Here is a 24,225-nt window from a genome sequence, read left to right as displayed (position 1 = left end):
GGCCGTGCAGCTCGCGTTCACCCTGCTGGATCAACTGCACCTGTGGAGCCGGGAACCCCTCCGGCACCGTTCTTCCATGTCCGCGTCGTCGATGGGTAGGAGAAGCATGTCGGAGCTGGAGCCGAGGGCCGACGAGCCGGCGGGTCGTTCCGTGGTCTTCTCCGCGCTCAGGAGGTCGTGGAAGTGGATCGTCATCGCCGTCGTGGTGGTTGGCGTGGCCGCCTGGGAGCTGAGCCTGCTCACCCCCAAGAGCTACGAGGCCCAGTCCACCGTGGTGCTGCAGAGCACCCAGCCGTTCAGCGCGCTGGGCGACCAGCAGAACGGCGGTGACCCGGAGCGCTTCCTGGCCAACCAGGTGGCCGTGGCGACCTCGACCGCGGTGATGTCCGAGGCCGCCAAGGCCCAGGGCGTCAGCGCCACCGCCGCCGAGCTCTTCGACGACGTCAAGGTGGCTCCGGCCACGGCCAGCGACGCCTTCACCGTCACGGCCACCGGCACCACCGGTGACCAGGCCGCGGCCCGCGCGAACGCCGTGGTCTCGGCGTACCGCGCGGCCATCAAGGCCCAGGTGACCACCCAGGCCACCAGCGCCGTCGAGAACAACACCAAGGCCACCCAGGCCGCCGCCGAGGCCGCAGCGGCCGGGGCGCCCGCCGGGGACGCCAACGCCGCCACCGCGGTGCGCCAGGTCAACTCCACCGGCGCGCAGCAGGCCGGCCTCATCCAGAGCCGCGCCGCCGCCTACGGCGACAACGTGGCCTCGGTCGACGCCGCCGTGGCGCCCACCTCGCCCACCGAGCCCAAGCCGGCCCGCAACGGCTTCATCGGCGCCGTCCTCGCCGCGCTCGTCGCCAGCGCCGTGGCCATCTGGCGCCGCGGCCGCTCCCGCGAGGACGTCGAGGGCCTCGTGCGCGGCTCCGGCGTCCCGCTGCTCGGCGTCGTGCCGGTCACGGGCCGCCGCGACCAGCCGGTCGCCGAGGCTCTGGCCCCGCTGGTGTCGCTGAAGTACCTCTCCGCCGGCCGGCCGAAGGGCCCGGTGCTGGTCACCGGCCTGCAGACCGGTGACGCGACCGCCGAGGTGTCCCTCGCCCTGGCCGCCGCGGCCGCCCGCGACGGTCGCTCGGTGCTGGTCCTGGCACCGGCCGACGACGAGGCCGGTCTGGTGCACGCGAGCGGTCTGCCCGTGGCGCCGGCGCCGCTGACGGCCCGCGCCACCGGCAGCTCGCTGCCCCCGGGCGCGCTGGCGCCCGTCCCGGCGCTGTCGCACCTGCCGGGGCGCGCCTCGCTGGGCGTCCTGGACGCCGGCCTGCTGCACGGCGACTCCCTCGGCGAGGTGCTGGACGGCCTGTCCGCCCAGCACGACCTCGTGGTGGTCGCCGCCGGTCCGCTGGCCCGCAGCCCGCGAGCCTTCGCCGTGCTGGGGGCCGCCGCCACGTCCGTCGCGGTGGTGCGCTCGGACCGCCCGGCCGCGCAGCTGTCCGCCTCGTGGGACGAGCTGCAGGACCGCCTGTCGGTGGCCGGCCGCTCCCTCGACGGCGTCGTCGTGACGCAGAAGGGCCGCAGGTCGCGCGCACCGCGCAGCGGGGCCGGCGCCAGCACCCCGGCGGCGGGTCCCGCCGTCGGAGAGGGGCCCGCCCCAGCCGCGCTCCGGCCGGCCGCGCCGTCCGCGCCGCGGACGTCCTCGAGCACTCCTCCGCCGCAGAAGGCGGGCGGTTCCGCCGGGCTCGCGCCGGCCGAGCCGAGCAAGTCCTGACCGGGCGGGTGGAACGGGCGGAGAGCGCCCGTTCCACCCTTTCGGGCCTGTTTTCTCCACGATCGGCTGGACGGGGGCCGGTGCGGGCGTCCAGACTCTGCGGTGGCCACAGCGGGTCGGCGAAGGAGCCTGGCGCGGACAACACCATCGACCAGGGGGGCGACGAGTGACGATCAGCGGACGCAGACAGCCGGTTGCAGGACAGGCCGGCACGGGCGACGCGGACGTCTTCAGCAGCCACACCGCGGACCTCAGGTCCCGCACCCAGCTCCCGGAGCGCCGCCGGGGCTGGCAGGGCGTGTTCCTGTCGATGTCGGCGATCCTGCTCGTGGCGGACGTCGCCGCCTGGGCGCTGTCGTGGATGGTCAGCTACCACGGGGACACCCTCGAGGTCTGCATGACCCTGATGGTCGCCCTGTCCCTCGCGGCCCAGCGGCTGTACCAGTCCCACCTCACCGCCTCGGTGCTGGACCAGCTGCCCGGCATCCTCGTGGCCTGCTCGAGCGCCTTCGTCCTCACCCTCGTGGTGGTCAAGCTGCGCTGGCCCGACGTCCTCGCGCTGGACGTCTTCCGCCGGGCGGTGGTCTTCGCCCTGGCGATCATCTTCTTCCGCGCCGTCGCGCTGGCGCTGGTGCGGTACGCCCGCCGCAAGCGGATCATCGCCCACCGCACCCTCGTGCTGGGCGCCGGCACGGTCGGTGCCGCGCTGCTCGACCGCCTGCACGACCACCCCGAGGCCGGCCTGCTGCCGGTGGCGGTGCTGGACCCGTTCCCGATCCACACCGACAAGACCATGGGCGTGACGTGGCTCGGCTCGGTGGACGACCTGGCGGCCGTCATCGAGGAGCAGCGCATCAACGTGGTGGTGGTGGCGTTCTCCAGCATCCGCGAGGCCGACCTGGTCGAGGTGCTGCGCACCTGCGACCGCCTGGAGTGCGAGTTCTTCTTCGTGCCGCGCCTGTTCGAGCTGCAGCACGTCAACGGCGACATGGAGCAGGTCCACGGCATGCCGCTGGTGCGGGTGCGCCGCGCGGCGTTCCGCACCCCGGCGTGGAAGGTCAAGCGCGCCTTCGACATCGCCTTCTCCGGCGCGCTGCTGGTGCTCGCAGCACCGGTGATGGCCGCCATCGCCGCCGCGGTGCGCCTGGAGGGCGGACCGGGGGTGCTGTTCAAGCAGGTCCGCGTGGGCCTGGACGGGCGCCCGTTCACGATGCTGAAGTTCCGCTCGATGAAGCCCGTCAACGACGCCGAGCAGCAGACGCAGTGGAACATCAGCAACGACAAGCGCGTCGGCCCGGTGGGCAAGGTGCTGCGCGTGACGTCGCTGGACGAGCTGCCGCAGATCTGGAACGTGCTGCGCGGTGACATGTCCATCGTCGGCCCGCGCCCCGAGCGGCCCCACTTCGTGGACGAGTTCTCCTCCCACATCCCCCGCTACACCGGCCGCCACCGCGTCCCGGCGGGGCTGACCGGGCTGGCCGCGGTGCACGGGCTGCGAGGGGACACCTCGATCTCCGAGCGGATCATGCTGGACAACCACTACATCGAGAACTGGTCGCTGTGGCTGGACACCAAGATCCTGCTGCGCACCGTCGGTGCGCTGTTCCGCCACCCCGGCTCCTGACCTCCTGACCGCCCCGGGACGTTCGTGGGACGTCCCGGGAGGGCTCCAGCTCCACGCAGAGCGCCCCGCCACCCGAGGAAGGTGGCGGGGCGCTCCGCGTGCGGGAGGGAGGCGCTCAGGCGTCGACCTCGGGGCGCGCGTAGTCGTCGTGGAGGCGCTCGATGTCGCCCTCGTCGAACCGGCCGAAGGCGATCTCGAGGATGCGCCCGGTCCGGGTGCCGGAGTTGCCCAGGCGGTGCAGGGAGCCGGCGGGGGTGTAGACGATCTCCCCGACCTCGGCGGTCCACTGCTTGTCGCCGACCTGGACGTCGAGGGGGACGTCGAGGACCTGCCACATCTCGTCGCGCTCGCCGTGCTTCTGCAGCGACAGCCGGTGGCCCGCCTCCACGGTGATGACCTTGACGGTGCAGACCTGGTTGAGCACGAACTGCTGGAACTGGCCCCAGGGCCGCTCGGCGACGAAGACGGCGTCGCGGCGGTCCGCCTCGAGGGACTCGGCGGTGGGCGTGCTCATGTGGCCTCCTGGTGGGCGGTCGGGGACGAGCCTGCACAGAAGTGTGCAGGGTCGGGCGCACCGGATGAAGCCCGTGCGGAGGATCCGCCCCGATCGGGGGTCGCCCGTCCGGCTAGGGTCGGGCCGACCGGTGCGCTGAGCGCAGCACGTCCCACCACTCCAGGAGGCACGCCCGTGGCCAGCATCGAGGCCGTCGGCGCCCGCGAGATCCTCGACTCGCGAGGCAACCCCACCGTCGAGGTCGAGGTCGCCCTCGACGACGGCACCATCGGCCGCGCGGCGGTGCCCTCGGGCGCCTCCACCGGCGCGTTCGAGGCCGTCGAGAAGCGCGACGGCGGCAGCCGCTACGGCGGCAAGGGCGTCGAGGGCGCGGTCTCCGCCGTCCTCGACACCATCGGCCCGGAGGTCGTCGGGTTCGAGGCGTCCGAGCAGCGCCTGCTCGACCAGGCCATGATCGACCTGGACGGCACCGACAACAAGGGCGCCCTCGGGGCGAACGCCATCCTCGGCGTCTCCCTCGCCGTGGCCCGTGCGGCCGCCGAGTCGGCCTCGCTGCCGCTGTTCCGCTACGTCGGCGGCCCCAACGCCCACACCCTGCCCGTGCCGATGATGAACATCATCAACGGCGGCGCCCACGCCACCACCGGTGTGGACGTGCAGGAGTTCATGATCGCGCCGATCGGCGCGCCGACCTTCCGCGAGGCGCTGCGCCAGGGCGCCGAGGTCTACGCCTCCCTGAAGTCCGTGCTGAAGAAGCAGGGCCTGCCCACCGGCCTGGGCGACGAGGGCGGCTTCGCCCCCGACCTGCCGGGCACCGCGGCCGCGCTCGACCTCATCGCGCAGGCCGTCGAGGCCACGGGGCTTTCGCTGGGCACCGACGTGGCGCTCGCGCTGGACGTCGCCGCCACCGAGTTCCACGAGGGCGGCACGTACACGTTCGAGAAGCAGGGCCGCACCAGCGAGCAGATGATCGAGTTCTACGCGAAGCTCGTCGAGGACTACCCCCTCGTCAGCATCGAGGACCCGCTGGACGAGTCCGACTGGGAGGGCTGGACGGCCATCACGTCCGCGCTCGGCTCCCGCGTGCAGCTGGTCGGCGACGACCTGTTCGTCACCAACCCCGCCCGCCTGCAGCGCGGCATCGAGAGCGGCGCCGCGAACGCGCTGCTGGTGAAGGTCAACCAGATCGGCACCCTCACCGAGACCCTCGACGCCGTGGCCCTGGCCCACCGCAGCGGCTACCGCTGCATGATGAGCCACCGCTCGGGCGAGACCGAGGACACCACCATCGCCGACCTGGCCGTCGCCACCGACTGCGGCCAGATCAAGACCGGTGCGCCCGCCCGCTCCGAGCGCGTGGCCAAGTACAACCAGCTGCTCCGCATCGAGGAGGAGCTGGACGACGCAGCCCGCTACGCCGGCCGCAGCGCCTTCCCGCGCTTCAGCGCCTGAGGCAGCACCGGCCCTGACGGGGCCCCCGGGAGCGCACCGCGCTCCCGGGGGCCTCGCCCGTGCTGGGCGGTGCCCACCCCGCGCGGGGGCACCGACCTGCCGCCGGCATGCCCGCGCGGCTGAGAGACTGGAGGGCGTGGCCCCCGCCAGACCCTCCTCCCGGAGCGCGGCAGCCGGCAGCCGACCCGGCGTCCGGCTGCGCCGCCGTCCCGGCCGCGCCCCCGGCGAGCCCGTGAGCAGCCGCCCCGCGCCCGCGGCGCGCCCGCGCACCACCGACCCGGACACCACCGGGCGGGCGCGCGGCCTCACCGCCCGCGGTGCGGCGCTGGTGGCCGTGGGCCTCGTGGCGGCCGCGTCGCTGCTCGGCCCGGTGCGCGCCTACGCGGAGCAGCGCTCCGAGCTCAGCGCCCTGCAGGACGACATCACCGCGCGCGAGCAGCGGGTGGCGGCCCTGCAGGCCGAGTCCGCCCGCTGGGACGACCCCGCCTACGCCACCGCCCAGGCGCGCGCCCGCTTCGGGTACGTGCTGCCGGGCGAGACCGGCTACGCCGTCCTCGGCGCGCCGTCCCCGGCGCCCAGCTCGGCGGCCGTCTCGCCGACGGCCACCGCCACGCCCGGTCCGACCTCGCTGCTCGACCGCGTGCGCTCCGGGCTGGGCCTGGACGGCGGCGCGGCCGCGCCGACGCCGTCGGTCACCCCGGCGGACATCGCCTCGCCGACCGGTGCGGCGCCGCAGGTGACCCCGTCGGCCCCGACCACCCCGGCGGCGCCGTGAGCGGCCTGGAGGTGCCGGGCGGGCAGCCCGCGGCACCGGAGCCGGCGGGGCTGTCCGAGCAGGACCGGGAGGCCGTGCGGCGCCAGCTCGGCAGGCCCCCGCGGGGCGCCGCCAGCACCGCGCACCGCTGTCCGTGCGGGCGTCCCGACGTCGTGGCCACCGCGCCGCGCCTGGAGGACGGCACGCCGTTCCCCACCACCTTCTACCTGACGTGCCCGAGGGCGGCGTCGCTGGTCGGCACCCTGGAGGCCTCCGGCCTCATGCGGGAGATGGCGGCGCGCCTCGAGGACGACGACGAGCTCGCGGCGTCCTACCGGGCGGCGCACGAGGACTACCTCGCGAGGCGCGCGGTGCTGGAGGCGCAGCTGGGGGAGGTCCCCGAGATCGCCGGGGTCTCGGCCGGGGGGATGCCCTCGCGGGTGAAGTGCCTCCACGCGCTGCTGGGGCACGCCCTGGCGGCCGGCCCGGGCACCAACCCGCTGGGCGACGAGGTGCGTGAGGCGCTCGGCGAGTGGTGGGCCGAGGGCCCCTGCGCCTGACGGGCTCGAGCGCCCCTGCCGTGATCGTTGAATTCCGGAACCGTGCTCGAGGCAGCTGTTCCGGAAGCCCATGATCACGAACGGACAGTGCTTCGGAGGTCCATGATCACGGACGGGGGAGCCGGACCCGCACGGTGAGGCCGCCACCGGGGGTCTCGTCGAGGGTGATCCGGCCGCCGTGCCGGGCGACGATGCGCGCGGCGGTGGCCAGCCCCAGACCGTGACCCTCCACCCGGCCGTGCTGCCGCCCCGCGGCGGCGCCGCTGCGGTGCGACCCCCGCTCGAAGGCGCGGAACACGGCGCCGCGCTGGTCGGGCGGGACACCGGGGCCGTGGTCGGCCACCACCAGCTCCCAGGCGCCCGGCAGCTCCGAGGCACCGCACACCACCACTGCGGGCTCGCCGGCGCGGGTGAACTTGAGGGCGTTGCCCACGAGGTTGCTCAGCAGCTGGTGCAGCTGCACCGGGTCTCCCACGAGCACGGGGGAGGCGTCCGGCAGCTCGACCACGGCGCGCTCGGGGACGGCCAGGTCCGCCAGCACCGCCTCCAGCAGCGGTCTCAGCGGCACCTGCTGGCGCGGGGCGGTCTCGGGGGCCCCGGCCGTGGCGTACGCGAGCAGCCCCTGCAGCAGGGAGGCCATGCGGCCGGCGCTGCGCCGGGCGGTGGTCGCCCAGCCGACGGCGCGCGCGTCGCCGCGGGCGGCGGCGTCGTCCTCGAGGACCTCCAGGTAGCCGTCGACCACGGTGAGGGGGGAGCGCAGGTCGTGCGCGGCGATGCCGGCGAAGGCCTCCAGCTCCGCGTTGGACCGCTCCAGCTCGGCCCGCGCCGCGCGCTCGGCGGTGACGTCGGTCAGGGACGCGACCACGCCGGCGCGCGCGCCGGTGGCGGTGGTCAGCACCCGGGTCCGGCACACGCACGTCACCACCGCCCCCGCGGCGCTGGCGAACACGACCTCGGACTCGGACTCGCCACCGGCCGCGAGCCCCTCGAGCAGGGGCCCGCGGACCGCGGACAGCACGGTGCCGGCCGCGTCCGCGCACAGCGCGGTGGTGGCCGCGCGGGCCGCGGCACCCGCCTCGAGGTGGTCGGGCAGCCCCGCCCACGCGCGCACGAGGGGGCTCAGCACGCTCACCCGCCCACTGGCGTCCAGCGCGACCACGCCGACATCCGCGGTGTCGAGCACCGCCTCGAGCAGGTCGTGCCGGTCCGCCAGACCTGCCTGGGCGAGCGCCACGCGCTGGTCCGCCGCCGCGACCGCCGCGGCGAGACCGCCCAGCGCGCGGGACTGGCGGTGGGCCATCACCGCTCCCGCGGCCAGGGCCGCGAGGTCGGCCAGGGCCTGCTCCCGCTCCGCGCTCGGCGCGTGCGGGGCGTCGTCGCGGGCGACCAGCACGCCGAGCAGGTCGCCGCCGGGACCGGTCACCGGCACCGCCGCGAGCGCGCGGGTGCGCGCGATGCGGCCGTCCACCCAGGGGTTGCCGGCCAGGTCCGGGGCTGCGGAGGCGTCCGCGGCGTCGGGCAGGTGCACGGCGGTCCCGCGCTCGGCCGCCAGGGCGCCCAGGGACGTCGGCAGCAGGTGCTCGGCCAGCTCCAGGGACGCCCACGGCCAGCCGGTGGCCGCGCGCACGCGACGCAGGAGCGCGGCGCGGGGGGCGTCGGCGGCGTCCGGCGCGGGCGGGGCGGCCTGCGCGGCCTCCTGCTCGACCGGGCTGCTGGACACGGGGAGACCTCCTGCGCGGGCCGCGGGCGCGGCCGTCCTCACCCCTGTTCGGCGCCTGGCGCGGCCGCCTTGAGCCGATCGGGTCACCCAGCGTCCCCCCGGAGCGTCCCCCGGTGGAACGCGGCGCGCCGGGGCACCACCGGCCGGCCGCGGAAGCCGGCCCGTCACCCGATCGGCTCAAGGCGGCGGGGTGCGCTGCCGATGCCGGTCCAGACGCCGCAGCACCCCGCCAGCACCCCGCCAGCACCCCGCCAGCAGCCCGCAGGCCCGCCCCAGACCGGAGGCACCATGACCACCGTCCTCGTCGCTGACGACGACCTCGACATCCGCGAGCTCGTCGCCTTCAAGCTCACGCAGGCCGGCTACGAGGTGCGCTCTGCGCCCGACGGCGCCGCGGCGCTGGACGCCGCCCGCGCCGGCGGCGTGGACATCGTGGTGCTCGACCTCATGATGCCGGGGCTGTCGGGTCTGGACGTCTGCGCCGAGCTGCGCCGCAGCCCCGTCACCGCCGCGCTGCCGGTCATCATGCTCACGGCGCGCGCGCAGGACCAGGACGTGGCCAGCGGCTTCGCCGCCGGTGCCGACGACTACGTGGTCAAGCCCTTCAGCCCCCGCGAGCTGGTCAGCCGCGTGCAGGCCGTGCTGGGACGGGCGCGGCCGTGACCTTCCTCGCCGTCGTCGTCGCCGGGCTGGTGCTCGTCTCCGCGCTGGTGCTGGGGCTGGCGCTGGCGATCGCCGCCGTCCGCGGGCTGCGGGCGCGCCGCGAGGCGCGCCGGCGCGCCGTCGCCGAGCCGCTGCGCCCCCTCATCCTCGAGGTGGCCGTGGGGGAGGGGGAGGAGGCCACCGCGGCCGCTGACGCCCTCACCGCCCTGGACGCCGCCGCGTGGCGCACCGTGGAGCCGGCCGTGCTCCTGGTGCTGGGCAAGGTGCGCGGTGATGGCCAGCGGCTGCTGGTGGAGCTGCTCGCCGTCCGCGGGGTCATCACGCGGGAGCGGGCGGGGCTGCACGCCCGCAGCGCCGTGCGCCGCGCCACCGCGGCGGAGCTGCTCGGTGCCGCCGCGTACGCCCCGGCGGTGCCGGAGCTGGCCGCGCTGCTGCACGACGACGACGCCGAGGTGCGGCTCGTGGCGGCGCGGGCCCTGGGCCGCGCCGGTGCTCCCGGTGCCGTGGGGGTGCTCGAGGACGACGCCACGGGCCGGGCCGCGCAGGCGCTGCTCGCCGCCCTGGCGGGGGAGCGCCCCGCCGCACCGCCGGACGTGGTGGCCCGCTCGCTGCTGCTGCTCGGGGCCCCGGCGACGGGCGCCCTGCGCACCGCCCTGTCCGACCCGAGCGCCCTGGTGCGGCTGACGGCGGCCGAGGTGCTGGGCCGCCTGGGCGCCAGCGCCGCCGCCGGTGACCTGGAGGACCTCGTGCTGCGCGACGGCTCCGACGCGGTGCGCGCCCGCGCGGCCACGGCCCTGGGCCGCCTCGGCGCGCCCACGTCGGCCTCCGCCCTGCGCGCCGCGACCAGCCCCTCCAGCGCCGCCTCGGTGCGCCGCGCCGCGGCGGTGGCCCTCGGCGAGGTGGGCGACCCCACCGCGCTGCGCTGCCTGTGGGGGCTCCTGGACGACCGCGACGCCCACCTCGCCGCCGCCGCCGCGGCGGCCCTGCTCGCCCTGGGAGCCCCCGGCGCGAGGGTGCTGGCGCAGGTGGCCGGGCAGTCCGCCGGCGGCTCGCCGCAGGCCGTGGCCCGCGCCCACGAGGTGCTGGTCTGCGCGGAGCTCGCCGAGGTGCTGCCCGCGGCCTCCGCCGCGGAGGTCGGGTCCGTCCGCGCCGACGCCGCGGCGCGGGACGCCGCGGCCGCCGCGCCCGCGGGTGCCGGTGCGCTCGTGGGGGCCGGCGCGTGAGCGGGCTGTGGCCCGAGGTGGGGGCCGCCGCGCAGGCGGCCCTCGAGGCGGTGGGCACCGCCGGCGTCCAGGCCCACGCCGAGCTGCTCGGCGGCACCGTGCGCGGCACGGTGGTGGTGCTCGTGCAGCTGCTCGGCCTGCCGGTGCTGCTGTACGTGCTGGCCATCAACTCCAGCTACCTCGTGCTCATCGGCCTGGCCGGCGCGGACATGGGCCGCTACCTGCGCCGCGGGCGCTTCCGCGGCGTGGAGGACGCCAGCGCCTCGCCGCTGACGCAGTCGGTGTCCGTGGTGGTGCCGGCGTTCGACGAGGAGGCCTCCGTGGTCGGGTCGGTGAGCGCCATGCTCGCGCTGCGCCACCCGCGCCACGAGGTCGTCGTCGTCGACGACGGCTCCACCGACGCCACGTTCGCGCTGCTGCGCGAGGCCTTCGACCTGGTCGAGGTGCCCCGCAGCCTCCCGCGGGACGTGCCCGTGCGCGGCGCCGTCCGCAGCGTGCACGTGCCCCGCGGCGGGCGCGCGCCGCTGGTGGTGGTCCGCAAGGACAACGGCGGCCGCGCGGACGCCGTCAACGCCGGCATCAACGCCGCGCGCCACGAGCTGGTCTGCATCACCGACGCCGACTCCGTGCTCGACCCGGACGCGCTGCTCACCGTGTCGCGGCCGTTCGCCGACGACCCGGTCCGCGTGGTGGCCACCGGCGGCGCCGTGCGCGCCGTCAACGGCTCCGCCCTGGTCGGTGGCCGCGTGGCGGACGTGCGGATGCCGCGCGGCTGGACCGCCCGCTTCCAGGTGGTGGAGTACCTGCGGGCCTTCTGCGTGGGGCGTGCCGGCTGGTCGAGGCTCGGCTCGCTGGTGCTCATCTCCGGCGCGTTCGGCATGTACCGCCGCGACGTGCTCGTGGAGGTCGGCGGGCTGGACCCCACGTGCATCGGTGAGGACTTCGAGCTGACGGTGCGCCTGCACCGGCACCTGCGCGACGCCGGCCGCGAGCACCGCGTGGTGTTCGTGCCCGAGCCCGCCAGCTGGACCGAGGTGCCCGCCACGCCTGCCGTGCTGGCCCGCCAGCGCCGCCGCTGGCAGCGGGGCCTGGCGGAGACGCTGTGGCGCCACCGCGGCATGATCGGCAACCCCCGGTACGGGCGCATCGGCCTGCTGGCGCTGCCGTACTACGTGCTCTTCGAGCTGGTGGCCCCGGTCATCGAGCTGCTGGGCGTGGTGCTCACGCCGCTGGCGGTGGCCTTCGGACTGGTGCCCTGGAGGGCGGCGCTGCTGCTCATGGTGCTCTGCTACGGCTACGCGGTCATGGTCACCGTGGCGGCGCTGCTGGTGGAGGAGCTCTCCTTCCACCGCTCCCAGCGCTGGCGCGACCTGGCCCGGGGCCTGGCGGCCTCCGTGCTGGAGAACGCCGGGCACCGCCAGCTGACGGCGCTGTGGCGCGTGCAGGGGCTGTGGTCCCTGCTGCGCGGGCAGCAGCAGGTGTGGGGCTCGATGGACCGCCAAGGCCTCGCCGCCGGTCCGCGACCCGGTGCGGCTACCGGTGTGGTGGAGCTGCCCGACACCCGCGGGTCCGGCAGACCGCTGACCGGAGCCCGGCGGTGAGGGGCGCGCAGCCGCTCGCCGTGGGCCTGCGCGGCTGGCTCGCGCTGCTCGTGGTCCTGCTGGTGCTGCTCGCCGGGGCCGGAGCCGCGGCGCTGCTGCTGAGCGACGTCCGCCACGCCGCCGCCGCCCGCCTCGACGACCTCGCCCAGACGAGCACCGCCCTGGTGGTGGCGGCCTCCGACGCGGGGGCCTCCGAGGGCGCCGCGGCGCAGGCGGCCCAGGTCTCGGCCCTGGGTGGGCAGCTGCGGGCGCTGGCCCGCACCGACGCCGAGCAGCGGGCCGTCGAGCGCGAGGTGGCGGCCGCCCAGGCGTGGGTCCACCGCGCACCGCCCTCCGCACCGCCCTCCGCACCGCCCTCCGCCGAGACCTCCGGCGCACCGAGCGACCTGCTCGCCGCCCACCAGGCGCTCGTCGAGGGCGTGGCGGCCGAGCAGACGGACCTGCGGGAGCAGCAGGCGCGCGTGCGCGACACCTCCCTCGTCGTCGTCGGCCTGGTCCTCGCGGGCGCTCTGGCCCTCACGCTGCTCCTCGCCGTCCGCGTGCGCCGCGGGCTCGTGGCGCCCCTGGCCGACGTCGCCGCCGTGCTGGGGGCGCTCACCTCCGGTGACCACGCCCGCCGCGCCGACAGCGGGCGCGGCCCGGCCGAGGTGCGTGCCGTCGCCCGGTGGGTCAACGCCCTCGCCGACGAGGGGGCCCGCACCCGCACCGCCGCCGAGCGCTCCGCCGCGCTCCGCAGCCTCGCCAGCGAGGTGGGCCGGCTCGCCCGCGACCCGATCGACCCGCAGGGCTCGCTCGCCGAGGCCCTGCGGGTGCTGGGGGAGGGCCTCGGCGTGGACCGGGCGTGGGTGCGGCTCGTCGACGGCGCCCAGGGAGCCCCCTGGGGCCCGCGCGGCGGCACCGGCGGTCGGGCCCACCAGGCCAGCCGGCCCACCGGCGCGGCGATGGCCCCGCTGCAGGGCAGCTGGGCCCGTGAGGGCGCACCGCCCGTGGTGGAGGACGTCGGTGACGTCGCCGAGGCCCTGCCGGACTGGCTCCAGCGGGTCTGGGAGGCCGACGCCCACTTCTCCGTCACCGACCTGGCCGCCCTCGTGGCCAGCGGTTCCGCCGAGCCCGCCACCGTCGACTTCGCCGAGCGCACCGGCGCCACCGCCGTGCTGCTGGTGCCCGTGGGCGCCGGTGAGGCCGCCGTCGGGGCGCTGACGGTCTTCACCCACGACGGTCCGCGCACCTGGACCGACGAGGAGGTCGACCTGCTGCGCTCGGTGGCCTCCGACCTCGGCCGGGCCGTGGTGGTGACCCGGCTGCTGGCCGGCTCCGAGGCGCTCGTGGAGCAGCTGCGCGAGCTGGACGTGCGCAAGTCCACGTTCCTCGCCACCGTCTCCCACGAGCTGCGCACCCCGCTGACCAGCATCGCCGGCTACGTGGAGATGCTCCGCGAGGGAGGAGCCGGGGACCTCGACGACGGCGTCGACCGCATGCTCGCCGTGGTCGAGCGCAACACCGTGCGCCTGCGCGTGCTCATCGAGGACCTCCTCGCCCTGTCCCACATCGAGGACGGCGCCCCGCGCGGCGTCCACGAGCCCGTCGCCGTCGGCGACCTGGTGCGGGAGGTGGTGGACTCCCACCGCGGCCCGGCCACCGCCTCGGGCGTGCACCTGGAGGTGGACGTCGACCTCGACGCCGAGCTGGTCGGCGCCCTGCGGGTCACGGGTGACCCGGCCTCGCTCGGTCGCGCGCTCGCGGGCCTGGTCTCCAACGCGGTGAAGTTCACGCCGGCCGGCGGGTCCGTCCTCGTGCGCGTGCTGCGCGACGGGCCCCACTGCCTCGTGGAGGTGGTGGACACCGGCATCGGCATCCCGCTGGCCGAGCAGGGGGGCCTGTTCACGCGCTTCTTCCGCGCCAGCAACGCCACGGCGCTCGCGGTGCCGGGCGCCGGCCTCGGGCTGACCATCGCCCGCTCGCTGGTGGAGCACCACGGCGGTCAGCTGGTCATCGCGTCCACCCCGGAGACGGGGACGACCGCGCGGGTGCTGCTGCCCAGCGCCGTCCCCGCCGAGGCGGTCGGCGCCCCCTCCTGACCCGTCCCTCGCCCATGATCACGGACGGGTGAGGGGGGCGCGGGCGGCGCGGACCAGGTCGAGCGGGTCGCGGCGGTCGCCGAAGCGCTGCCGCAGCACCCGCCGCGCGGCGTGCACGCCGTTCATGCCGTGCACGGCCGGCCCGGGCGGCGTCGCTGCGCCGCAGAGGTAGGTGCCGTCGAGCCCCGGCACCCGGTACGGGTCCCACCGCGGCAGCGGGCGCATCACCAGCTGCCACGGCGTGACGGCCCCGGCCGCGACGTCGCCGCCGGGGATGCTCGGGTTCTCCGCGCCCAGCTCGGCGGCCGTCGTCGTCGTGCTGGCGAGCACCAGGTCGCGGAACCCCGGCGCGAAGCGCTCCAGCTGCGCGGTCACCTCCGGCTCGAGGTCGCGGCGCGAGCCGCGCGGGGCGTGCGCGTACGTCCACAGCGTGTGCCGGCCCGCCGGGGCGCGCGTGGGGTCCACCACACCGGGCTGGACGACGATGCAGAACGGCCGGCGCGGGTGGCGGCCGGCGCGCACCTCCCGCTCGACGGCGCGCACCTCCGCGCGCGTGCCGCCGAGGTGCAGCGTGCCCGCCTCGGCCAGCCCGGGGGCGGTCCACGGCACGGGACCCGACAGCGCGTAGTCGACCTTGCAGACCGCGCCGCCGTAGCGGTAGCGCCGCAGCTGCGCCGCCACCGACGGCGGCAGCCGGTCACCGGCGACGTCGAGCAGACCGCTCGGCGTGAGGTCGAGCAGCAGGGCGCGCGCCCGGGGCAGCTCGGACAGGTCGTGCACCCGGTGGCCGAGCACCACGGAGCCGCCGAGGCGCTCGAGCTCGGCGACCAGCGCGTCCGCCAGCGCCTGGCTGCCGCCGCGCGCCACGGGCCAGCCGCCGGCGTGCGCCATCGCTGCCAGGTACAGGCCGGCGCCCGCCGACGACAGGTCGCGCGGGTCGCCGATGTTGTGCGCGGACGCGCCCGTCAGGAGCGCGGGCGCCTCGTCGGTGCGGAACCGCAGGTCCCACGCGGGGCTGCCCTGCTCCAGCGCCCGCAGGCCGAGGCGCACCGCCGTGGCGGCGGTGCCCGCGGCGGCGCCGGCGGAGCGCGGGACCCCCGGGAACGTCCGCAGGTCGGACTGCGTCAGCGAGACCACCTCGTGCGATCGCTCGACCAGCGGCCCCAGCAGCGACCGCCACGCGGCGCCGTCGCGGCCCAGCCCGTCGGCCGTGCGCTCCAGGTCGCGGTGGGCCAGCGCGGCGCGGCCGCCGTCGAGGGGGTGGCCGAAGGGCGTCTGCGGCTGCAGCCACTCCACCCCGGAGGCGCCCAGGTCGAAGGCGTCGAAGAACGGGCTCGCGGCCCCGGCGGGGTGGGCGATCGAGCAGTGGTCGTGCCGGAACCCCGGCAGCGTGCTCTCCACCGTCCGCGTGCCGCCACCGGGCTGCGCCGCCTGCTCGTGCACCTGCACCCGCAGGCCCGCGCTGGCCAGCACCACCGCTGCTGACAGTCCGTTCGGACCTGCTCCGACGACGACGACGTCGACCTCGCCGTCCTGGGGGCGGCTCGCGCGTCGCCGGTCGTCCGAGGTGCTCACGCGCTCGAGGCTAGGCGGGTCCGGGAGGATGGCGCCCGTGGAAGAGACCCGGACAGCGCGCGTGGCCGCGATCGACTGCGGCACCAACTCCCTGCGCCTGCTGGTGGCCGACGTGTCGTTCGACGCCAGCGGCGCCCCCCGGTCCCTGGCGGACGTCGTGCGCACCATGGAGGTGGTGCGGCTCGGGCAGGGCGTCGACTCCACGGGCGAGTTCGCGGCGGAGGCGCTGGAGCGCACGCTGGCCGAGACCGCGCGGGTGAGGGACCTGCTGGTCGAGCACGGCGTGCCCCGGGACGCCGACCACGTGCGGTTCGTGGCGACCTCCGCCAGCCGCGACGCCCGCAACGCCCACCTCCTCGTCGACGGCGTCCGCCAGCTGCTGGGCGTGGCACCGGAGGTCATCACCGGCGCGGAGGAGGCCTCGCTGAGCTTCCTCGGCGCCACCGGCGAGCTCACCGGCGCCGGCGTGGCCGGCCCGCACCTCGTGTGCGACCTGGGCGGCGGCTCCACGGAGCTGGTGCTGGGGGAGCGCGACGTGCAGGCGGCGCGCTCGGTGGACGTCGGCTGCGTGCGCCTGCACGAGCGTCACGCGCTGTCCGACCCGCCGACGCCCGCCCAGGTGGAGGCCCTGGTGGCCGACGTGCACTCCGCCCTCGGCGTCGCCGCGGCCGCCGTGCCGCTGGAGGAGGCCCGCTCGCTGGTGGGCGTGGCCGGGACGGTCACCACCGTCACCGCGCACGCGCTGGGCCTGCCCACCTACGACTCCGCGCGGATCCACGGGTCCGTGCTCCCCGTGGCGGACGTCGTCGCCGCCTGCGACGACCTGGTGGCCATGCCCCGGGAGCAGCGGGCGGCCCTGCCGTACATGCACCCCGGCCGGGTGGACGTCATCGGCGCGGGCGCGCTCGTGTGGCGCGAGGTGGTGCGCCGGGTGGCCGCCTGCGCCGGTGTCGCCGAGGTCCGCACCAGCGAGCACGACATCCTCGACGGCACCGCCCTCGCGCTGGCCCGCCGCGCGGCGGGTGCCCCTGCGTGACGACGACGGCGGCGGGTCCCGCCGAGGCCGCTCCTGACCCGGTCCGACCGGGCGGCGGGGCGCGGCTGGCGGCGTCGGCGCTGCTGGTGGTCTCGGGCGTGCTGCTCTTCGCCCTGGAGGTCCGGCCCGGCGGCTGGGCGGTGCTCGCGGCCGGCGTCGTCGTCGCCGCCCTGGTGGGACGGCGCGAGCGGTCCTCCTACGGGCGCGACCACCTGCTGGCCGCGCTCGGCCTGGGCGCCATGAGCCTCGTGCCGGTCACCACGGACACCTCGTGGGAGCACATGACCACCATGGGCGCGGCGATGGTCGTGGCCGTCGGGGCGCCCTACGCCCTCTCGCGGTGGGTCTTCCGCGACCACGCGATCACCTTCCCGGTGGGCACCGGGCGCCGGTGGAACCGCTTCGAGTGGTGGTGGCTGGCCGCCGTCGTCGTGCTCGGGTGGACCGCCCTGCCGTTCTACCTCATCACGAGCGGCGTCTACGAGAACTGGCCGGCCGCGCGGACCCCCGGTGAGCTGGGGCGGCTGTTCCTGGGCACGAACGCGCTCGGCGTCTGGGACGAGCTGTTCTTCATCTGCACGGTGTTCACGCTGCTGCGCCGCCACCACCCGGTGTGGCTGGCCAACCTGCTGCAGGCCGTGCTGTTCACGTCGTTCCTGCACGAGCTGGGGTTCCGCGAGTGGGGGCCGCTGCTGGTCTTCCCGTTCGCGCTGGTCCAGGGGTACACCTTCGCGACGACGCGGTCGCTCAGCTACGTCGTGGCGGTGCACCTGACCTTCGACGCGATCCTCTTCATGGTGCTGGTGCACGCCCACACGCGGGAGTGGTTCCCGCTCTTCCTGTACTGACCTCCTGCGGCGATCTCCTGCGCTGACCGCTGGGTCGGCTCGTGCCCGCTGGGTGTCCTGGTGCCCGGCCGGAGGGGCTGGGCCCGGGCAGCAGCGCACCCAGCGGGCGCCAGCGCACCCGTTCACGCGCCGGGTGCCGCCGCGGGCAGCGCGAGCCGCAGCCGGGGCGCCCCACCCGCCCGTCCGGGGACCTCGACGACGAGGGGCCTCGGACGTCCTGCCAGCTGCGCCCTGCGGGTCTCCTGGGTGCGCAGGGCCTCACGGCGGCACTCCTCCGGTGACCGGGTGAGCCGGCGGTGCGAGAACCTCACGGTCTGGATGCCGACGCTGGCCAGCCTCACGTCGCGCTCGGCGTCTCGCTCCCGGTCGCGGGGGGAGTCGTGGTACTGCCGCCCGTCGAGCTCGATGGCGAGCGCCGCGCGCGGGTCGTAGCAGTCCAGCACCGCCAGACGCCCGTCCACGACCACCTCCACCTGGCGCCTGAGCTCCGCGAAGTCCTGGCCGGTGAAGACCTGCTCGTACCCCCACAGCTCCAGCTCGCTGCGGCACCCGTCGGCGATGGCCTCCACGAGCCGCAGCAGTGCCGGGCGCTGCGCGAGGACCCGGCGCCGCTGGAGCTCCTCGCGGAGCGCCGTCGCCGTGGTGAGACGCCGCCGGACGGCCACGAGGGCCGGGGCGCGCTGGTCGGAGCCCCGCAGCAGCGGCCAGCTCTGCACCACCGCCGTCTCCAGGGCCACCACCGGGTCGCCACCGCGCACCGTCGACGGCGGGCGGCTCCGGCTCCGGTGCACGACCACGGCGACGGGGTGCTCCCGCGCCGTCCTGCGCTGGCGCCGGTGGGGCACCACCACGTGCACGACGGGGTCTGGCGCCGGTAGCGGGAGCCCGTGCACCCGCAGTGCGGTGGTGTGGCTGAGCAGCGCGCCGTCACCGGCGTAGGCGAGCGCCGCGCGCCGCCGGGCGGCGTCGTCGTCGGCGACGTCGGGCAGCAGCAGCACGCCGGGCAGGCCCAGCACCGCGGCGCCGGAGACGACGGCTCGGTTGACGGCGCTGTCGCTCGTGGCGGCGGCCAGCGCGGACCACGTGCTCACCCCGCCCGCCGCCCGCAGGACCGCCGGCACCTGGGACCTCATCGCTGGAGCGTGCCGGTGCCGGCCGGCGCTGACGGGCCGCGTCCGCGTCCCTGTGGACGGCGGCGGGTCCGGAGCCACCTGTGGGCGGACGACGGCCGTCTCGGCCTCCCACGGACCGGGTGGGCTGACGCCCACCGGGTGGCCTCCTGCCCGCCCCTGGCCCGTGGAGCCGGGCACCACGCCACCCAGCGGGCACAGGACCACCCGGTGACCAGCGTGGCGCCCACGCGATGGAGATCACCGGTGTGGCGCTCTGGATGGTAGTGCGCTTCGCGCAGTAGTGTGCGGCGCGTGGACACCACGCAGCTCCTCAAGGGGGTGCTCGACGCGGCCGTGCTCGCCGTGGTCGAGGACGACGACGGCTACGGCTACGACGTCGTGCGGCGCCTGCGCGGCGCCGGTCTGGAGGACGTCGGCGACGCCTCCGTCTACGGCACGCTGCGGCGTCTGTACGCCGCCGGCGCGCTGAGCAGCTACGTGGTGCCCTCCGAGGAGGGACCCCACCGCAAGTACTACGGCATCAACCCCCGCGGCCGGGAGCTGCTCGAGGCCCAGCGCAAGAGCTGGCGCGCGTTCAGCGAGACCGTCGACCACCTGCTCGCGCCCGAGGGGGACCCCCGATGAGCACCACCCTGCCCGTCCCCGCGCCCGGCCTCGACCCCGCCGCCGAGGCGCGCGGGTACTCCGCCGCGGTGCGCGCGGAGCTGGCCGACCTGCCCGTCGAGGTGGTCGAGGAGCTCACCGGCGGCCTCGAGGCCGACCTCGCCGAGCTGGCCGCCGAGTCCTCCACGCCGCTGCTCGACAGGCTCGGCAGCCCCCGCGCCTACGCCGACGAGCTGCGCTCGTCCGCCGGCCTGCCCGACCGCAGCGGTGTGCTGCCCGGCCCGCCCGCCCGGGGCGTCTGGCGCCGGGCCGCGGACGGGCTCCGGGAGGACCGCGAGCGGATCCTCGGTTCCCTGCGCGCCCGGCCCTGGTGGCCCGGCGCCGTCGACCGCGGCGCGCAGCTGCGCCCCGCGTGGTGGGTGCTGCGCGGTGCCGTCGGTGGGTGGGTCATCGGTTCCTTCCTCGGCGCCCAGGGCCTGCTGGCGCTGCTGCTGGTGCTCGGCGCCGCCGCCGTCAGCCTCGAGCTGGGGCGCCGCAGCTGGACCGAGCAGTGGCAGCGCACGCTGCTCGTGGCGGGCAACGCGCTCGCCGTCGTCGTCCTGCCGTTCGCCGCCTACGCGGCCGCGAACCCCCCGCCGGTGTACGTGGACAGCTCGTACGTGAACAGCGGTCCGGACACCTCGCACGGCGTGTGGTCCGACGGGCAGGTGGTCACGAACATCTACCCCTACGACGCGCAGGGCCGGCCCCTGACCGGTGTGCAGCTGCTGGACGACTACGGCCGGCCGCTCGCCACGACGACGGGGAGCGGGGCCGACTGGTCCGGGCAGCAGCCTTCGCCGCTGGTCCCCGCGGTCGGCGTGGACGGCGCCCTCCGCTGGAACACCTACCCGCTGCGCGCCCAGGCGCAGGCGGCGGGGGCGGTGCCCACCACGCCACCGCTCCCGGAGCCGACGCTCCCGCCGCTGCTGGGCGTCGGCACCGCCGCCGCGAACCCCTCGCCGACCTCCTCGCTGACCTCCGGCGCGACCCCGACGCCCACCGAGGTCCCCAGCCCTGACGCCAGCGCCACCGGGGCGCCGTCCGCACCCGAGCCGACGCCCACGGCGCAGCCCTGACCGGGGCGTCCGGCGCCCACACTGGGGCGGTGCCACCGCAGCGCCCCGAGCTCCTCCCGCACCCGCTGACCGGGCTGCCGGCCACGTCGCCGGTGGCTCCGGGCACCGGCTGGCCCGAGGACCCGGCGGGTCCCGGCGCCCGCGTCACGCGCACGCCGGCCGGCGTGCTGCGGGCCGCTGCGTCGGCGCGCACCGCGGCCCAGCTCGACGCCCGCGTCTCGGTCTGCCGCGCCTGCCCCCGCCTGGTGTCCTGGCGCGAGGAGGTGGCCGCCACCGGCCGGCGCGCCTACCGCGACCAGCCGTACTGGGGGCGTCCGGTCCCGGGCTGGGGAGACCCGCACGCGCCGCTGCTCGTGGTGGGCCTGGCGCCCGCCGCCCACGGCGGCAACCGCACGGGGCGCGTCTTCACCGGCGACCGCTCCGGTGACTGGATCTTCGCCGCCCTGCACCGCGCGGGCCTCGCGGCCCAGCAGCGCAGCGACCACGCCGGAGACGGCCAGCACCTGACCGGCGTCCGCATCGCCGCGGCGGTGCGCTGCGCCCCGCCCGACAACCTCCCCACCCCCGACGAGCGCGCCGCCTGCGCGCCGTGGCTCGACCGAGAGGTCCAGCTCGTGCGGCCCCTGGTGCTGCTGGCGCTCGGCGGCATCGCCTGGGACGCCTCGCTGGCCTGCGCCCGCCGCCTCGGGTGGGCCGTCCCGCGGTCGGCGCCCCGCTTCGGGCACGGCGCCCGCGCCGTCCTGGCCCTCCCGGAGGAGGACGACGACGACGAGCGCGGCCGGCGCCGCAGCGGTGCGGTGCACCTCGTGGGCAGCTACCACGTGAGCCAGCAGAACACCTCCACGGGCAGGCTCACGGAGGCGATGCTCGACGAGGCGCTCGGCCTGGCGGCCGCGCTGGCGGGCCTCGGCGCTGGGCCGTGCGGATGACGCAGCGGGCACCGCGGTGTGCTTCGGGTCGCGCGCGACCCGACTGGAGGAGACGATCTCGTGCTCACCCCGGCGGGTGCCTCCTGACGGCGGAGTCTGGTGGCCCCGTTAGCAGTCACGCCCGGGAGAACCCTAGATTTGGCCCCATGACCGCCCCCTCCTCCTTGGAGTCCCCTGTGCCCGCCGCGGCGGGACGCCCCCGGATCCTGCTGCTCGGCGGGGGCTTCGTGGGCCTGCTCACGGCGCGCCACCTGCTGAAGCAGCTCAAGCCCGGCGAGGCGCAGGTCGTCGTCGTCGACCCGCGCCCCTACATGACCTACGCGCCGTTCCTGCCCGAGGTGGCCGGCGGCTCCATCGAGTCCCGCCACGTGGTGGTCTCCCTGCGCCAGGCGCTCAAGGGCGCCGACGTCGTCACCGGCACCGTGACCGGCATGGACCCGGCCCGCAAGGTCGCCTTCGTGCAGCCCCAGGAGGGCGAGCAGGTCGAGATCTCCTACGACCAGGTGGTCATCGGCCTGGGCGCCGTCTCGCGCACCTTCCCGATCCCCGGGCTCATGGAGCAGGCGATCGGCTTCAAGTCCGTCGAGGAGGCCACGGCCTGCCGCGACCACATCCTCGACCGCCTCGACGCCGCCGCGGTCATGACCGACCCGGCCGCCAAGGCGCGCGCGCTCACCTTCGTCTTCGTCGGCGGCGGCTACGCCGGCATCGAGGCCATGGCCGAGCTGGAGGACCTGGTCCGCGCCTCGGTGAAGGACCACTCCGGCATCAGCCAGGACGAGGTCAAGTTCATCGTGGTCGAGGCGCTCGGGCGGATCCTGCCCGAGGTCGGCCCCGAGATGAGCGTCTGGTCGCTGCAGCAGCTGCGCGAGCGCGGCATCGACATCCGCCTCGACACCCAGCTCAAGTCGATCGAGGGCGGCCACGCCGTGCTCTCCGACGGCACCGAGTTCGACACCGACACCGTCGTGTGGACCGCAGGCATCAAGTCCAACCCCGTGCTCGCCGCCACCGGCCTCCCGCTGGACAAGCTGGGCCGCCTCACCGTCCGCGCCGACCTGCGCGTGACCGGTGACGACGGCGTCGTCGAGGGCGCCTGGGGCGCCGGCGACGCGTGCGCCGTGCCGGACCTCACCAAGGAGCCGGGCCAGTTCTGCGCGCCCAACGCCCAGCACGCCGTGCGCGAGTCCAAGGTGCTGGCCGCCAACGTCGTCGCCACGCTGCGCGGCGAGGGCCTGACCGAGTACCGCCACAAGTACATCGGCACGGTCGCCTCCTTCGGCATCGGCAAGGGCGTCGCCAACACCTTCGGCGTGAAGGTCAAGGGCTTCCCGGCCTGGGTCATGCACCGCGCCTACCACCTCTACGCGATGCCCACGCTGGACCGGAAGGTCCGCATCGCCCTCGGCTGGGCCGCGTCGGGCATGGGCATCACGCGCGACATGGTGGCCATCGGCCGCCAGGCCAACCCCCGCGAGGACTTCGTGGCCGCCGGCGCCAAGCCGCCGGCGCCGCGCCCCGTGGGCGACCCGGCCCCGTCCAAGAGCTGAGGACCTGACGACGACGGCGGGGCCGGTGCGCGCGCACCGGCCCCGCCGTCGTCGTGGTCCTGCCGCTCACCACCAGCCGGCCCCCGTAGCCCAACCGGCAGAGGCAGGCGCCTTAAAAGCGCCTCAGTGCGGGTTCGAACCCCGCCGGGGGCACCAGTGACGCCGTCCCAGCTCCTGCGGGGACCGCTCGTGCGCCCGTCCGGGCGCGTCTCCTGCGCGCGGTTCTTTACCAATCCATTACCATTGGGGCTCGAGACCGGCGCCCGCCGGTGTCGAGTCCTCGGAAGGACGCGCATGGAGAGCAACAACCCGGCGCTGCGCAACGCGCCGCAGTTCAAGCGCGGTGGCTACGCGGGCTTCGACGCCACCCCCCGCGGTGGCGCGAGCACCGCCTCGTACGGCCAGCCGACGCTCGAGGAGATGTACTCCGCCCCCTCGGCGGGCCCCGCCGAGACCGGCCGGATGACCTACGACGACGTCGTGGTGCGCGCCGGCATGACGCTGGGCACCGTCGTGGTGCTCGCAGGGGTGAGCTACCTCCTCGGCAACCCGCTCCTGATGATCGTCGGAGCGCTGGGCGGCCTGGTGCTGGGCCTGGTCAACTCCTTCAAGCGCGAGCCCAGCCCCGTCCTGATCCTCGCCTACGCCGCCCTGCAGGGGCTCTTCATCGGCGGCATCAGCAAGTTCATCGACGTCCAGTACGCGGGCAGCAGCGTCGCGCTGCAGGCGGTCATCGCCACCGTGGCGGTCTTCGCCGTGATGCTCGTGCTGTACCGCAGCGGTGCCGTGCGGGCCACGCCGAAGTTCCGCCGGATCCTCATCGGAGCGGTGCTCGGCTACGCGGTGTTCTGCCTGGTGAACTTCATCTTCGCGCTGTTCGGCAACGGGCTGAACCTGTGGGCGGGCCCTCTGGGCCTGGCTGTCGGGGCGATCGGCGCGGTCCTCGCGTCCCTCTCGCTGGTGCTCGACTTCGACTTCATCGAGCAGGGCGTGCGCAACGGCATCCCGCAGCGCTACGCCTGGACGGCCGCGTTCGGCCTCACGGTCACGCTGGTCTGGCTGTACGTCGAGCTGCTGCGCATCCTGTCGATCATCCGCTCGATGGCCGGGGACTGAGCAGCGGTCAGCAGTGCTGACAGCATGATGCGGTGACCTCTGCACCGCGCGAACGGGCCGAGCGCGAGCTCGGGCGGGTCCTGACCCGCCTGGCGGCGCTCGGCCCGACCCGTCTGTCCCGGCCCGCGGACGGCGGCGGCCCCTCACCAGCGGACGCGGTGCGCCCGGTCCTGCAGGAGCTGGCGGACGAGGCAGCCTCCGCGGAGGGGCGGGTGCCCGTCGTCGTCCCCGTCCTGGAGGACCGCGCCCTGGGCGACCAGGTGGCCGTGCTCGGCCGCGACCTGCTCGACGTCGGCGACGCCGCCGCCCTGGAGCGCGCTGCCCACCGGCTGGAGGCCCTGCGCCGCTCCCTCTGACCCACCGACGGGATGGGAG

At 76.4% G+C, this 24,225-nt stretch carries 21 protein-coding genes and 1 tRNA gene; 18 read left to right on the top strand and 4 right to left on the bottom strand.

From position 1 onward, the window contains the following. Positions 1-106 precede the first annotated feature (106 nt). Positions 107-1,753, top strand: a complete 1,647-nt coding sequence (locus tag H7K62_RS07935) for a hypothetical protein (RefSeq protein ID WP_186717375.1) — start codon at positions 107-109, stop codon at positions 1,751-1,753. 166 nt (positions 1,754-1,919) lie between these two features. Continuing rightward, entirely contained in the window at positions 1,920-3,377 is a 1,458-nt protein-coding gene (locus H7K62_RS07930; RefSeq protein ID WP_186717374.1) for a sugar transferase, read from the top strand. 115 nt (positions 3,378-3,492) lie between these two features. Here the strand turns inward: H7K62_RS07930 and H7K62_RS07925 are convergent, their stop codons facing one another. After that, complete coding sequence (locus tag H7K62_RS07925) at positions 3,493-3,891, bottom strand: phosphomannose isomerase type II C-terminal cupin domain (protein WP_186717373.1); 399 nt, start codon at positions 3,889-3,891, stop codon at positions 3,493-3,495. Positions 3,892-4,065: 174 nt separating this feature from the next. Here H7K62_RS07925 and eno point away from each other — a divergent pair, with 174 nt between their 5' ends. The 3 genes from eno (at position 4,066) to H7K62_RS07910 (ending at position 6,657) form a co-directional block, all read left to right on the top strand. Then, complete coding sequence (gene eno, locus H7K62_RS07920; RefSeq protein WP_186717372.1) at positions 4,066-5,343, top strand: phosphopyruvate hydratase; 1,278 nt, start codon at positions 4,066-4,068, stop codon at positions 5,341-5,343. Positions 5,344-5,479: 136 nt separating this feature from the next. After that, on the top strand, positions 5,480-6,118 hold the full coding sequence (locus H7K62_RS07915; RefSeq protein WP_186717371.1) for an FtsB family cell division protein: 639 nt from the start codon (positions 5,480-5,482) through the stop codon (positions 6,116-6,118). 5 nt (positions 6,119-6,123) lie between these two features. Then, positions 6,124-6,657, top strand: a complete 534-nt coding sequence (locus H7K62_RS07910; RefSeq protein ID WP_222437291.1) for a DUF501 domain-containing protein — start codon at positions 6,124-6,126, stop codon at positions 6,655-6,657. Between the two features lie 106 nt (positions 6,658-6,763). Here the strand turns inward: H7K62_RS07910 and H7K62_RS07905 are convergent, their stop codons facing one another. Next, positions 6,764-8,377, bottom strand: coding sequence for a sensor histidine kinase (locus tag H7K62_RS07905; protein ID WP_186717369.1), 1,614 nt, complete (start codon positions 8,375-8,377; stop codon positions 6,764-6,766). 288 nt (positions 8,378-8,665) lie between these two features. On the opposite strand from H7K62_RS07905, the gene H7K62_RS07900 reads away from it, so the two are divergent. From H7K62_RS07900 to H7K62_RS23260, 4 genes are read left to right on the top strand one after another with little or no spacing between them, the layout of a single operon-like run. Then, positions 8,666-9,040: a response regulator transcription factor gene (locus tag H7K62_RS07900; RefSeq protein ID WP_186717368.1), complete on the top strand. Its 375-nt coding sequence runs from the start codon at positions 8,666-8,668 to the stop codon at positions 9,038-9,040. Then, positions 9,037-10,263 (top strand): HEAT repeat domain-containing protein, encoded by a 1,227-nt coding sequence (locus H7K62_RS23660; protein ID WP_186717367.1) that lies wholly within the window; start codon positions 9,037-9,039, stop codon positions 10,261-10,263. The genes H7K62_RS07900 and H7K62_RS23660 overlap by 4 nt, the downstream gene beginning before the upstream one ends. Continuing rightward, positions 10,260-11,864: a glycosyltransferase family 2 protein gene (locus H7K62_RS07890; protein WP_222437235.1), complete on the top strand. Its 1,605-nt coding sequence runs from the start codon at positions 10,260-10,262 to the stop codon at positions 11,862-11,864. The genes H7K62_RS23660 and H7K62_RS07890 overlap by 4 nt, the downstream gene beginning before the upstream one ends. Next, complete coding sequence (locus H7K62_RS23260; RefSeq protein WP_186717366.1) at positions 11,861-13,942, top strand: ATP-binding protein; 2,082 nt, start codon at positions 11,861-11,863, stop codon at positions 13,940-13,942. The genes H7K62_RS07890 and H7K62_RS23260 overlap by 4 nt, the downstream gene beginning before the upstream one ends. A gap of 18 nt (positions 13,943-13,960) precedes the next feature. On the opposite strand, the gene H7K62_RS07880 is transcribed toward H7K62_RS23260, so the two are convergent. After that, positions 13,961-15,517 carry a phytoene desaturase family protein gene (locus tag H7K62_RS07880; RefSeq protein WP_186717563.1) on the bottom strand — a complete coding sequence of 519 codons (1,557 nt, stop codon included), beginning with the start codon at positions 15,515-15,517 and terminating at the stop codon, positions 13,961-13,963. 37 nt (positions 15,518-15,554) lie between these two features. On the opposite strand from H7K62_RS07880, the gene H7K62_RS07875 reads away from it, so the two are divergent. Both H7K62_RS07875 and H7K62_RS07870 read left to right on the top strand, forming a co-directional pair. Further along, on the top strand, positions 15,555-16,553 hold the full coding sequence (locus tag H7K62_RS07875; protein WP_370591666.1) for a Ppx/GppA phosphatase family protein: 999 nt from the start codon (positions 15,555-15,557) through the stop codon (positions 16,551-16,553). Further along, positions 16,550-17,401, top strand: coding sequence for a CPBP family intramembrane glutamic endopeptidase (locus tag H7K62_RS07870; RefSeq protein WP_222437234.1), 852 nt, complete (start codon positions 16,550-16,552; stop codon positions 17,399-17,401). The genes H7K62_RS07875 and H7K62_RS07870 overlap by 4 nt, the downstream gene beginning before the upstream one ends. A gap of 122 nt (positions 17,402-17,523) precedes the next feature. On the opposite strand, the gene H7K62_RS07865 is transcribed toward H7K62_RS07870, so the two are convergent. Next, a complete protein-coding gene (locus H7K62_RS07865) occupies positions 17,524-18,534 on the bottom strand; it encodes an endonuclease domain-containing protein (protein ID WP_186717364.1) in 1,011 nt (336 codons plus the stop codon). Positions 18,535-18,825: 291 nt separating this feature from the next. Here H7K62_RS07865 and H7K62_RS07860 point away from each other — a divergent pair, with 291 nt between their 5' ends. The 7 genes from H7K62_RS07860 (at position 18,826) to H7K62_RS07830 (ending at position 24,206) form a co-directional block, all read left to right on the top strand. Beyond that, on the top strand, positions 18,826-19,158 hold the full coding sequence (locus H7K62_RS07860) for a PadR family transcriptional regulator (RefSeq protein WP_147926220.1): 333 nt from the start codon (positions 18,826-18,828) through the stop codon (positions 19,156-19,158). Continuing rightward, a complete protein-coding gene (locus tag H7K62_RS07855) occupies positions 19,155-20,255 on the top strand; it encodes an HAAS signaling domain-containing protein (protein ID WP_186717363.1) in 1,101 nt (366 codons plus the stop codon). Before H7K62_RS07860 ends, H7K62_RS07855 begins: the two co-directional genes overlap by 4 nt. 29 nt (positions 20,256-20,284) lie before the next feature. After that, positions 20,285-21,184 carry a uracil-DNA glycosylase gene (locus tag H7K62_RS07850; protein ID WP_186717362.1) on the top strand — a complete coding sequence of 300 codons (900 nt, stop codon included), beginning with the start codon at positions 20,285-20,287 and terminating at the stop codon, positions 21,182-21,184. 146 nt (positions 21,185-21,330) lie between these two features. Further along, entirely contained in the window at positions 21,331-22,734 is a 1,404-nt protein-coding gene (locus H7K62_RS07845) for an NAD(P)/FAD-dependent oxidoreductase (RefSeq protein ID WP_186717361.1), read from the top strand. Positions 22,735-22,813: 79 nt separating this feature from the next. Further along, positions 22,814-22,890, top strand: a tRNA-Leu gene (locus tag H7K62_RS07840). Positions 22,891-23,028: 138 nt separating this feature from the next. Continuing rightward, entirely contained in the window at positions 23,029-23,850 is an 822-nt protein-coding gene (locus tag H7K62_RS07835; protein WP_186717360.1) for a Bax inhibitor-1/YccA family protein, read from the top strand. A gap of 32 nt (positions 23,851-23,882) precedes the next feature. Beyond that, a complete protein-coding gene (locus H7K62_RS07830) occupies positions 23,883-24,206 on the top strand; it encodes a hypothetical protein (RefSeq protein ID WP_186717359.1) in 324 nt (107 codons plus the stop codon). The last annotated feature ends 19 nt before the right edge of the window (positions 24,207-24,225 follow it).

The sequence above is a fragment of the Quadrisphaera sp. RL12-1S genome (assembly GCF_014270065.1).
Lineage (GTDB): Bacteria > Actinomycetota > Actinomycetes > Actinomycetales > Quadrisphaeraceae > Quadrisphaera.
The sequence above is the reverse complement of the archived record's forward strand: the minus strand, read 5'-3'. Positions and strand labels throughout refer to the sequence as shown.

Excerpts from the sequence above, each read along its gene's own strand:
- H7K62_RS07900 (WP_186717368.1), top strand. The coding sequence starts at position 8,666 with ATGACCACCGTCCTCGTCGCTGACGACGACCTCGACATCCGCGAGCTC.
- H7K62_RS07835 (WP_186717360.1), top strand. The coding sequence starts at position 23,029 with ATGGAGAGCAACAACCCGGCGCTGCGCAACGCGCCGCAGTTCAAGCGC.
- H7K62_RS07845 (WP_186717361.1), top strand. The coding sequence starts at position 21,331 with ATGACCGCCCCCTCCTCCTTGGAGTCCCCTGTGCCCGCCGCGGCGGGA.
- H7K62_RS07935 (WP_186717375.1), top strand. The coding sequence starts at position 107 with ATGTCGGAGCTGGAGCCGAGGGCCGACGAGCCGGCGGGTCGTTCCGTG.
- H7K62_RS07855 (WP_186717363.1), top strand. The coding sequence starts at position 19,155 with ATGAGCACCACCCTGCCCGTCCCCGCGCCCGGCCTCGACCCCGCCGCC.
- H7K62_RS07865 (WP_186717364.1), bottom strand. The coding sequence starts at position 18,534 with ATGAGGTCCCAGGTGCCGGCGGTCCTGCGGGCGGCGGGCGGGGTGAGC.
- H7K62_RS07925 (WP_186717373.1), bottom strand. The coding sequence starts at position 3,891 with ATGAGCACGCCCACCGCCGAGTCCCTCGAGGCGGACCGCCGCGACGCC.